The 9,186-nt window shown below is 40.1% G+C and carries 17 protein-coding genes; all 17 read left to right on the top strand.

What is annotated here, in order from left to right; translation table 11 throughout:
• The first annotated feature begins 414 nt into the window (after window positions 1-414).
• The 17 genes from FD47_RS12645 to FD47_RS12570 all read left to right on the top strand — a co-directional run bounded on the left by FD47_RS12645 (window position 415) and on the right by FD47_RS12570 (window position 9,159).
• Window positions 415-729: a VRR-NUC domain-containing protein gene (locus FD47_RS12645; RefSeq protein WP_054736284.1), complete on the top strand. Its 315-nt coding sequence runs from the start codon at window positions 415-417 to the stop codon at window positions 727-729.
• Between the two features lie 5 nt (window positions 730-734).
• Entirely contained in the window at window positions 735-1,034 is a 300-nt protein-coding gene (locus FD47_RS12640) for a sigma factor-like helix-turn-helix DNA-binding protein (protein ID WP_054736282.1), read from the top strand.
• The gene (locus FD47_RS12635; protein WP_054736280.1) at window positions 1,015-1,407 is read left to right on the top strand and encodes a hypothetical protein; all 393 of its coding nucleotides are present in this window, start codon (window positions 1,015-1,017) and stop codon (window positions 1,405-1,407) included. The genes FD47_RS12640 and FD47_RS12635 overlap by 20 nt, the downstream gene beginning before the upstream one ends.
• Window positions 1,408-1,412: 5 nt before the next feature.
• Window positions 1,413-1,808, top strand: coding sequence for a hypothetical protein (locus tag FD47_RS12630; protein ID WP_054736278.1), 396 nt, complete (start codon window positions 1,413-1,415; stop codon window positions 1,806-1,808).
• Between the two features lie 9 nt (window positions 1,809-1,817).
• A complete protein-coding gene (locus tag FD47_RS12625; protein ID WP_054736276.1) occupies window positions 1,818-2,009 on the top strand; it encodes a hypothetical protein in 192 nt (63 codons plus the stop codon).
• 13 nt (window positions 2,010-2,022) lie between these two features.
• Window positions 2,023-2,439, top strand: coding sequence for a YopX family protein (locus FD47_RS12620; RefSeq protein WP_056980757.1), 417 nt, complete (start codon window positions 2,023-2,025; stop codon window positions 2,437-2,439).
• Window positions 2,436-2,675 carry a hypothetical protein gene (locus FD47_RS12615; protein ID WP_054736272.1) on the top strand — a complete coding sequence of 80 codons (240 nt, stop codon included), beginning with the start codon at window positions 2,436-2,438 and terminating at the stop codon, window positions 2,673-2,675. The genes FD47_RS12620 and FD47_RS12615 overlap by 4 nt, the downstream gene beginning before the upstream one ends.
• Complete coding sequence (locus FD47_RS12610; RefSeq protein WP_054736270.1) at window positions 2,676-2,915, top strand: hypothetical protein; 240 nt, start codon at window positions 2,676-2,678, stop codon at window positions 2,913-2,915.
• Complete coding sequence (locus tag FD47_RS15390; protein ID WP_156319486.1) at window positions 2,912-3,064, top strand: hypothetical protein; 153 nt, start codon at window positions 2,912-2,914, stop codon at window positions 3,062-3,064. Before FD47_RS12610 ends, FD47_RS15390 begins: the two co-directional genes overlap by 4 nt.
• Window positions 3,051-3,230 (top strand): hypothetical protein, encoded by a 180-nt coding sequence (locus FD47_RS12605; RefSeq protein WP_054736268.1) that lies wholly within the window; start codon window positions 3,051-3,053, stop codon window positions 3,228-3,230. The genes FD47_RS15390 and FD47_RS12605 overlap by 14 nt, the downstream gene beginning before the upstream one ends.
• A gap of 1 nt (window position 3,231) precedes the next feature.
• Window positions 3,232-3,801, top strand: coding sequence for a hypothetical protein (locus FD47_RS12600; protein WP_054736266.1), 570 nt, complete (start codon window positions 3,232-3,234; stop codon window positions 3,799-3,801).
• A 120-nt stretch (window positions 3,802-3,921) separates the two neighbouring features.
• Complete coding sequence (locus FD47_RS12595) at window positions 3,922-4,323, top strand: DUF722 domain-containing protein (RefSeq protein WP_162230593.1); 402 nt, start codon at window positions 3,922-3,924, stop codon at window positions 4,321-4,323.
• A 216-nt stretch (window positions 4,324-4,539) separates the two neighbouring features.
• Complete coding sequence (locus FD47_RS15900; protein ID WP_054736263.1) at window positions 4,540-5,100, top strand: HNH endonuclease; 561 nt, start codon at window positions 4,540-4,542, stop codon at window positions 5,098-5,100.
• 17 nt (window positions 5,101-5,117) lie between these two features.
• The gene (locus FD47_RS12585) at window positions 5,118-5,480 is read left to right on the top strand and encodes a phBC6A51 family helix-turn-helix protein (RefSeq protein ID WP_054736261.1); all 363 of its coding nucleotides are present in this window, start codon (window positions 5,118-5,120) and stop codon (window positions 5,478-5,480) included.
• Window positions 5,473-6,720 carry a PBSX family phage terminase large subunit gene (locus tag FD47_RS12580; RefSeq protein ID WP_202813713.1) on the top strand — a complete coding sequence of 416 codons (1,248 nt, stop codon included), beginning with the start codon at window positions 5,473-5,475 and terminating at the stop codon, window positions 6,718-6,720. Before FD47_RS12585 ends, FD47_RS12580 begins: the two co-directional genes overlap by 8 nt.
• Window positions 6,711-8,138, top strand: coding sequence for a phage portal protein (locus FD47_RS12575; RefSeq protein WP_054736259.1), 1,428 nt, complete (start codon window positions 6,711-6,713; stop codon window positions 8,136-8,138). The genes FD47_RS12580 and FD47_RS12575 overlap by 10 nt, the downstream gene beginning before the upstream one ends.
• Window positions 8,122-9,159, top strand: a complete 1,038-nt coding sequence (locus tag FD47_RS12570; RefSeq protein WP_056980755.1) for a minor capsid protein — start codon at window positions 8,122-8,124, stop codon at window positions 9,157-9,159. The genes FD47_RS12575 and FD47_RS12570 overlap by 17 nt, the downstream gene beginning before the upstream one ends.
• The last annotated feature ends 27 nt before the right edge of the window (window positions 9,160-9,186 follow it).

Raw genomic sequence — 9,186 nt, 5'->3', positions numbered from 1 at the left:
TTAGTGTTGCACTTGATTTGACAATTGAGGATTTAATTAACAATCCAAAATTAGCAAGAAAAATTAAATATGTCATGGACAACCATCATGATTGGCAAGCTGTTCAAAAACGATTTGGGAATGTTTCTCAAAGGGGGTATCGAAAACGAATACAGTAAAATACAGTATGTATACAGAAATTTTAATAGGTGTATGCATCCGAAAACCCTTGGGACACATGGCATTAATACCATTAAGAATACACTACATACACTTATAATAATAATAATATATATACCCTGTATATAGCCTATATATAGAGTGTTGAAAAAGTGGTGTATTCGTGCATGCAAAGTCCCACAACCCTTGGGAGAGTAAGAATAAGCAACTATTTTCGGTGTAAACAGTTACTGTATACATGTATTCGGATGAATTATGACAGCAGAACATAAAATACAAAATGACATTCGCGTTGAGCTTTCAAAACATGGTTGCACCGTGTTTAGAGCCAACGTTGGTAAAGTTTTAATGGAAAATGGCCGTTGGTTTGATACTGGTTTACCACGTGGCTATCCCGATTTATTCGGGTTCAAACACTCAGATGGAAAAATATTCTTTATTGAATGTAAAAACGAAACGGGACGATTGCGTGATGATCAGAAACGGTTTGCAAAATTTATTAAGCAATATCCAGTGTTATACGGCGTGGCTCGTTCTGTAGATGACGCGTTAAAAATTATTGGAGAGTGATAGTCATGAGTAAATTAAGCGCTGATTTAATCCAAGCCGTCCATGCGGTGGAAGCTAAGTATGGCAGTACCAGCAAAGCACCGTATGGTTGCCCTGAATTACAGGCTTGCCATCAAATCGTTTTAAAAATGGCCGGTAGTCCAGAGGGCGATGTTCATCGTCAAATAATTGTGATTCGAAGGCTAATGAAGAGAGAACTCACTCATGAAGCCATTGCGTTAAAACTTGGTTTGAGCTTGTCAACAGTTAATAAGCGAATTCGACAAATTGGGGCAGGTGAAGGTCATGAAATTGCTGGAAACTAAAATTAATCGTTATTACAAACGGATTGAGCAACATCGAATGATACATCATGCATTCTTTACCAGGTTATTGGAAGCTATCCGTGATTGCGAAGATGCTTATGGCTCTGTCATGGATGCTCCCAATGATAGTAAAGAAATGTGGATGATCCGGCGGTGCGTCAATATCGAGCCGGTGATTGAATTTAAAGAGTTAACATTCCCGGAAATGTCGGTAACAAAAGTTTATCGCGTCCGTAAAGACGTAGGGCGCCTCGTTGAAATGGGATTCAATGCCCGTCAAATTAGCCACATCCTGGAAGTTCAATTGAAGTATGTTCGCACCACCATTCGGCGTTATCGAGACACCCGGTATTCATCGTCAAGAAAGGGATAAAACAAATGAAAATTAAGAATAAAAAGTTATATCAAACATATACGGCCGTCCCCCATGGCAAAAGCTCGACTGACGAAATCAGAAATTTACTCAATCGAATTGCAGCAGGCGACGTTGATTATGAACAAGATGAACTTGAAAATTTAATTTACGCTATTTTAAACAACGATCTTATCGGATACCAGAAACCTAAGTATCGTGTCCGGCTTAATGGGTTGGTTGGTTATAATGGTCAACAATATGTAACTCGGTCCAAAAAAGATAATCACTACTTTGCTTGCGGTTTAAAAAATTCGAGGGTTAAAGCCGGGGACTTGATTCAACAGTTCGGTATTGATGAAACTAAGCGCATTGTCAATTTACTTGATAACGGTGTTCAGGTAAAACCCGTTAATGAATAAGGTGATTAAATGTTTGAATATGAAGACAAAGATGGACAAATGGCCATTGCATTAAGCAATGTTAGTTACGTATCGAAAGGGACAGGTAAAGATAGTTTTGTGGTTGGATTTACAGGCGGCAATTGTGACTTTTTGTATGTGCCACTTGAGCAATATACCAAGTTCATGAACATGCTTAAAGCGTGGGTGATGAAACACTAAAGGAGAATAAATTATGAGCAGAGAGATTAAATTTAGAGTATGGGGTTCAGCGCAGGGAGAATATCGTAGATTGAGTTCCAACGGTAATGATCGAGGATTAGGAATATCCTTGGACTGCGAAGACGGAATTGGAAGTGCAACAGCGTATCTTACTAGCTCTATTGGAGATTCAGTTGAACAATTCACTGGTCTACAAGATAAAAATGGTAAAAATATTTATGAAGGCGATATTCTAGCCTGGCATTCAAATGTTTATAGAAAGCAGGATTGGATAGGGCCAGTTGTGTATCGTGACGCCGGTTTTGTGGTGAAAGAAAGCCCAAAATCCTATAGCTCATCATCATGGCTGGCATGTGCTTGCACTGAAAAAAGTATTGAAATTATCGGAAATATTCATGAAAACAAGGACTTATTGGAGGCAGACAAATGAATAGCTTTGTTAAGAACAACAAATTAAAAAAGCTAAGATACGTGCTTAATCAATCTATTAATAGCTATGAAGGATTATATGGTGAGGTAAATATGATTTCTTTAGCTACAGATTGTGGATTAGATATGCGCGAGCTATTTGACTGCATAGAGAGAACATCAACAGTTATTAATTACTATCAAAGAATCATTAGAACGCTTAATAAAGCTGTTATTTACCATCAGGAGGTAATTTAAATGAGTAAAACTTATCGGAAGATTGCCACTATCAAGGCTGAGCAGTTTGATGGTACCCCTGAAATGGCTTTGAAATATGGAGCTATTCAATTCCCTAGTGGCTTTCAATCATATCTGGAAACCAAAGAAGGCGATATGAAGATCAATAAAGGCGATTGGATAGCCACCGGCGTTGCTGGTGAGCATTGGGTCATCAAAGATGATATTTTCAAAAAGACTTATGAGGAGGCAGACAAATGATTGATTTTGATACAGCGCGGGATGATTTGGAGATTTGGTTGGAAGGGTTTGGTGCTGGGCCTAGACCAACCAAGGAGGATATTGATGAATTTAAAAGACTAGTCGGCAACTTGTTAAAGTCTTTGGAGGCGGACAATGGCTCTGATTAGAAGCTTAGCAGTTTGGATAATCATTTATGCCAGTCAATGTTGGCTGGGCTATGTGAATAAATGGAATTTAGAATCAGCAGACTTTTATATATTTTACGCCGTTGCTACTTTGATGATGGTAATCAGTTATGTAATGGGACGAATTGAAGATTTGGAGGAAAAATGAAATGAATACAATGACAGCTAGCATGAGTTTTAAAGGGTTGAAAGTATCTTTGGAAGCCGATCGCGAATTAACATTCAAAGAAATTTTCAAATTGCATCAGTTAGTAACCGGTAATGATGATGAATTGAACGTTGAGGATGATGGTGATTCTAAGCCAACTGATTCATCTGTATCAGATATACCCGACTATGGCGAACAAGTTAACACTGATATTGAGTGCCCATTCTGTGGATACACCAGTACTCGCACAAGTGATACTGTGCCGTTTGGCTTCCACTTTATCAAGTGCCCTAAATGTGCCAAAAAATTATTTTTAAGTTATGCAACAGCCAATCGCGGCGTACCAAACGAAAAGGGATTTTACTACATCGCTGATCGTGAGTTTCATGATCGCCGTAGTTCTGACACCTCTGATGAATATTCTAAGATGTTCGCTCATAATGACAATCCGGATATTCCAGACGCATATAGTACCATCCCTGAAATTAAAGATTATCTTGACCGTCAGGGAATTGACTATACTGGGGCCCGTTTAAAAGGGCAATTGCTTGAACTAATCCCAAGTAAATAGGAGGGCTAACCATGGATTTCTTAACGTTTTTAACAATTGTTGTCGTCTGCATTACGGCACTATTTTCTTGGGCATTGTGGCTTTACTACAAAAATGGGGGTGATTAAGCTGAAAAAAGCTTTGTTTGATTATATTGCGGAGATTATTTCTGATTATCCCCAAACTAATCAATATATTAAAAAACGTGAAGACGAATTGACCAATCAGTTCCAAGAATTTCGTGATGAAAATGTGGGCGGTGGCCGAGCACAATACAAGAACAACACTGGGGTTCAAGACATGGCCATTACCTTAGCAATTGATAAACGCTTGAACACGTTGAAGCGACATGCAAAGGCGGTAGAACAGTGTTTAAATGAGTGTGATCCTGATACTAAGGCAATCATTGAAGAATTGTACATTAAGCAGCATCCCACCCTTAATGTTTATGGGGTCGCGGAGAAAGTTCATTTATCACCAACCACAGTAAAGAAAAGACGAATTAGATTTTTCGAAAGGCTTTCAAATCAATTAGGATTATAAGTGTCCAAAACGCGTCCAAATGACCTGTTTTTAAGTGTTAAATTGGTAGTATAGAAAATTAAGAAGTTTTCTATACTACCATCCTAAATAAAATTGCGGTATGACGGTTCGATTCCGTTGTACTGTTTTGTCAGAAATGACACTACTTTCATTATCTTCGATAGTCGCTACTGGTGTGGCGGCTTTTTTAATGCATGAAATTAAGGAGGCTTGATGATGGCAAAACTAACAATAAAACAGCAAAAATTTGCTGACGAATATTTAATTAGCGGCAATGCCACACAAGCCGCCTTAATGACTGATGAAATTCGTCATATTCGAAGCATGCAAGACCCAATTAAACAACAAATTAAGGCCGCGGAGTGTTTATTGAAACGGTGCTTATGTAAGAAATTCAATTTAAAAATCTGCGTTGACGGATTAGCGGTAATTATTTCGATCAACGCCACTTCATATCAGAAGATGGCAGCACGAGTACTTTTAAATTATTATCTTGGGGTTCATCAGACAAATAACTTAATTGAACAATCGGCGGTCATCACTGATCGTGAGGATATGTTAGTAAAGCGTTGGAGGAAACGAGTCCTCGAAAGGGATAAATATACTTGCCAGCATTGCGGAAGCCATTTAAATTTATGTGCACATCATATTTCATATTGGTCAAATGATCCAGTAAACCGAATCAATGTAGACAACGGAATTACCCTTTGTAGCTCATGTCATGCAGAGGAACATAGAGGTGAGCGGGTTTATAATTTGATGGCTAAAAAGTGCTAACAGAAAGGAGAGATTGCATGATAACGAAGAATCAACAGAAGGCAATTGAATTAATGTTTGAGGGTAATCTCTCACAAAAAGAAATTAGCGCTCAATTAAAAATTCATCCAACAACACTTTCTAGGTGGAAAAGGGACAAAGGTTTCATTGAAGCAATGCGGCTATATACTAATGAAACCATTTCACGATCGACACCAAAAGCAATGAGTACAATGCTGAAACTTTTAAATGCTCGGAGTGAATTGGTTAGATATAATGCTGCTAAAGATTTGCTTGACCGGGCCGGCTTCATCCCCACTCAGAAACATGACATTAACGCTAATGTTAATCCGATTCAGATTCTTGATGATGTTCCGCCGGAGAGTGATCGCGATGGTTAGATTATCATCCCTCATTGCTCCCTCGTTTTACAGATTGCACTGGGATTTAAAACAACATAAACATTCAAACTATTGGTTAAAGGGAGGGCGAGGTTCAACTAAGTCCTCTTTTATTTCGCTTGAAATTGTGATGCGGATTATGACCGACCCAGAAGCGAATGCGATTGTCTTACGAAAAGTTGCGGCAACGTTACGGGATTCCGTGTTTGACCAATACCTGTGGGCAATTGATCAGTTAGGTGTTTCGGACCTGTGGCTAGATTCCGTTAGTCCAATGCAGTTAACTTACTTACCAACCGGTCAACAGATACGGTTCAAGGGTGCTGATAAACCGCAGAAAGTTAAGTCGCAGAAATTTCGGCGTGGTTATACAAAATTCAAACACTACGAAGAAGCTGCCGACTTTAATGGTATGGTTGAGATTCGAAACATTAATCAGTCACTTAATCGTGGCGGTTCGAACATCGTCACCTTCTATTCTTATAATCCACCAGCTTCCCAAAACAATTGGGTTAATGAAGCTAGTGATGCAGCGACCTTACGTGAAGACACGTTGGTTCATTCGTCTGATTATCGGTCTGTTCCTAAAGCATGGTTAGGTAAAGAGTTTTTAGCTGATGCAGAACAACTAAAGAAAGATAATCCTAAAGCTTATGCTCATGAATATCTGGGTGAGGTTACTGGTACTGGTGCTGAAGTCTTTAACAACCTTACCATAAGAGAGATTACTGACGAAGAAATATCACACTTCGATAAGATTTACCATGGTCTAGACTTTGGTTTTGCTCATGATCCATTAGCTTATGGTGATGCTTATTGGGACTCGGCAAGGCGCCGAATCTTTTTATTTAACGAAATTTATCAAGTCGGCATGACTAACCGTGAAGCTGTGGAAGCTATCAAGAAGCTTAATCCAATGAATGAACCGATCATTGCTGATTCAGCAGAACCCAGAACCATTGCTGAATTTCGAGACTTAGGCATCAATGTAATGGGGGCTAAGAAAGGCCCTGGTAGCCGCGAGCATGGTTTCAAATGGCTACAGGATTTACGAGAGATTGTGATTGACCCTCGTCGTTGTCCAAATACCGCCCGTGAGTTTAAAGGTTACGAATTAGCTAAAGATGCCAATGGCAATTTCAAGGCCGGTTATCCTGACGGCAATGATCATACGATTGATAAGACCAGATACGAATTGGAATCACTTATGAAGAAAGGAGGCTTCGTTCCTTGGAAATAAAACAGATGCAGGACTTACTAAAAGCCACTGATAAACGACGCAACAGATTCAATCATCAGTTCCAACGATCGTTACGCTATTACAAAAATGAGAACGATATTACTAATCGTAACAATGGGGAATCTAAGCTTAATGAACATGGTAAAGACGACATCCTACGTTCGGCAGATAATCGAGTATCTCATAACTTCCACGAGTTGTTAGTTGACCAGGAAGCCGGTTACTTGACTACTGTTCCACCAGATATTGACGTTCAAGACGATAGCTTGAATGACAAGATTACTGACACACTCGGCGACGAATTCAAGCTGCGATTGAATCAATTGGTTGTTGATGCTGCCAATGCTGGTGTTGGCTGGCTGCATTACTGGATTGATGATGATAATCAATTCCGTTATGGAATTGTCCCGCCTAGTCAAATTACACCAATCTATTCAAGTGATCTTAATCGTAAATTACTAGCAGTTAGGCGAACTTATCAACAGTTAAACCCAGAAACTGGTAAACACTTCAGTATCCATGAATATTGGACTGATAAAGATTGTACTGTCTTTAAGTCCGAACTACCCAATTACACAGACTTGGAGCTATGTGAAGACTGGTTTTCAATTTACGATGTTAGCAGTGGAGCAGAGACCGGAACGAGTAGCAAATTGAACCATGGTTTAGGCAAGATACCGTTTATTCCATTCAGTAAGAATAAATACGAGTTGCCGGACCTCAAGAAATACAAAGGTTTAATTGATGTCTACGACAATGTCTATAACGGTTTTGTAAACGATGTTGATGACATTCAGCAGGTCATTCTAATTCTTACAAACTATGGCGGTGAATCACTTGAAGAGTTCAAGAAGACGCTTAAGGAAGCCCATGCAATTAAAGTTGATAATGTTGGTGGCACTGATAAATCTGGCGTTGATAAACTCACAATTGATATTCCTGTGGAAGCTCGCAACACATTACTAGAATCAACGAAAGCAGATATCTTTACGTATGGTGAAGGAATTGATCCGGCAGACTTTAAGAATGATAGCAACGCTTCTGGAACAGCCATTAAAATGCTGTATAGTACGTTGGAATTAAAAACTGGCACAACTGAAAGTTACTTTACCGATTCGTTGAATACCCTTATCCGTGCCATCATGAATTGGATGGGAGTTAGCGATGCTGATAGTCGCTCGATTAATCAAGCTTGGCATCGCAATCAAGTCCAGAATGACCTGGAGAAAGCCCAGACCGTTTCACAAGTTGCTCAATACAGTTCTGAAGAAGCCATTGCCAAAGCTAATCCAATTGTAGATGATTGGCAGCAAGAGTTACGGGATAAGCAAGACGATATTGTAAAGCGTGATGGTTATGACAATCCCGATGCATTGAACAGCTTGAACGGCGGTGAAGATGATGAGCCAACAGAGTAATCAGGCTTACTGGACACGACGTTTTCTCACCGTTAAAGCCAAGCAGCTAAAAAATACTGAAGATTATGAACGGGCTTTACAACCGGAGCTAAATGGTCTATATCAGACGCTTCATAAAGACCTAGAAGATTGGTACGTTCGTTATGCGGCGAATGCTGGGATTACTAAGGAAGAAGCCCAAAAGCTTTTAGCTAACATCAACACCAAGCACTGGGAGCTGACACTTAAAGAGTTTGAGCACCTGGCTAAAGAAGGTGGCCACGATCAGGAGCTTAACTCTGAATATTACAAGTCACGGATTGCCCGACTACAAGACCTTGAAGCTCAACTGAGACAGCATACTTCGAGTTTTGCGGGTTCTCAGACCGAATCAATGCGCAAAGAGCTAGCCAAACAGTACGATGAAACGTATATGCAGACGAACTATAATCTACAAGCCGCTAAGGCCCAGATAACCGCTAATTTCGCAAGATTCAATGAAGCTCAGTTAAGGATTGTGGTCTCAGAGCCATGGGGCAAAGATGGTAAAGACTTCTCAAAACGGATATGGAGCAACTACCGCAAGGAGATGCCGTCGATGCTGATGGACACGGTGCTTCGTGGCACCTTGCTTGGTTATTCAGAACCTAAGATAGCTCAGATGTTCCATGCTCGGTTTCAAAACGTTGAGAAGAATAACATCCATCGGCTGATTATCTCTGAGATGGCGCATGTCCAAGAAGAGGCCACGGCTAAGGGATATGAAGAAAACGAGATTGAAGAGTATGAGTATATGGCGACGCTTGAATCTCACACCTGTGAAGTCTGTGCCAAGCTGGATGGACAGCGTTTTAAGGTCAGTGAACGTAAGCCTGGAGTTAACTGTCCACCAATCCATGCCCGTTGCCGCTGTACTACCGCACCATGGATTGAAGGATTACCAGAGACTAAAGAACGTTGGATGCGCGATCCCAAAACCGGCAAGGGCAAACTCATTAAGAACATGACCTTTGATGAGTGGAAGAAACTAACTGATATCTGAAACTTGAAAGCTAATAATCACGCCAAA

Origin of the sequence: Lentilactobacillus parafarraginis DSM 18390 = JCM 14109 (assembly GCF_001435895.1) — a bacterium.
Lineage (GTDB): Bacteria > Bacillota > Bacilli > Lactobacillales > Lactobacillaceae > Lentilactobacillus > Lentilactobacillus parafarraginis.
Note: the sequence above shows the minus strand (reverse complement) of the source record. Positions and strands in the feature narration are given on the sequence as shown.

Excerpts from the sequence above, each read along its gene's own strand:
- FD47_RS12585 (WP_054736261.1), top strand. The coding sequence starts at position 5,118 with ATGATAACGAAGAATCAACAGAAGGCAATTGAATTAATGTTTGAGGGT.
- FD47_RS12625 (WP_054736276.1), top strand. The coding sequence starts at position 1,818 with ATGTTTGAATATGAAGACAAAGATGGACAAATGGCCATTGCATTAAGC.
- FD47_RS12615 (WP_054736272.1), top strand. The coding sequence starts at position 2,436 with ATGAATAGCTTTGTTAAGAACAACAAATTAAAAAAGCTAAGATACGTG.
- FD47_RS12600 (WP_054736266.1), top strand. The coding sequence starts at position 3,232 with ATGAATACAATGACAGCTAGCATGAGTTTTAAAGGGTTGAAAGTATCT.
- FD47_RS12570 (WP_056980755.1), top strand. The coding sequence starts at position 8,122 with ATGAGCCAACAGAGTAATCAGGCTTACTGGACACGACGTTTTCTCACC.
- FD47_RS12640 (WP_054736282.1), top strand. The coding sequence starts at position 735 with ATGAGTAAATTAAGCGCTGATTTAATCCAAGCCGTCCATGCGGTGGAA.
- FD47_RS15900 (WP_054736263.1), top strand. The coding sequence starts at position 4,540 with ATGGCAAAACTAACAATAAAACAGCAAAAATTTGCTGACGAATATTTA.
- FD47_RS12580 (WP_202813713.1), top strand. The coding sequence starts at position 5,473 with ATGGTTAGATTATCATCCCTCATTGCTCCCTCGTTTTACAGATTGCAC.
- FD47_RS12610 (WP_054736270.1), top strand. The coding sequence starts at position 2,676 with ATGAGTAAAACTTATCGGAAGATTGCCACTATCAAGGCTGAGCAGTTT.
- FD47_RS12635 (WP_054736280.1), top strand. The coding sequence starts at position 1,015 with ATGAAATTGCTGGAAACTAAAATTAATCGTTATTACAAACGGATTGAG.
- FD47_RS15390 (WP_156319486.1), top strand. The coding sequence starts at position 2,912 with ATGATTGATTTTGATACAGCGCGGGATGATTTGGAGATTTGGTTGGAA.
- FD47_RS12630 (WP_054736278.1), top strand. The coding sequence starts at position 1,413 with ATGAAAATTAAGAATAAAAAGTTATATCAAACATATACGGCCGTCCCC.
- FD47_RS12620 (WP_056980757.1), top strand. The coding sequence starts at position 2,023 with ATGAGCAGAGAGATTAAATTTAGAGTATGGGGTTCAGCGCAGGGAGAA.
- FD47_RS12605 (WP_054736268.1), top strand. The coding sequence starts at position 3,051 with ATGGCTCTGATTAGAAGCTTAGCAGTTTGGATAATCATTTATGCCAGT.
- FD47_RS12645 (WP_054736284.1), top strand. The coding sequence starts at position 415 with ATGACAGCAGAACATAAAATACAAAATGACATTCGCGTTGAGCTTTCA.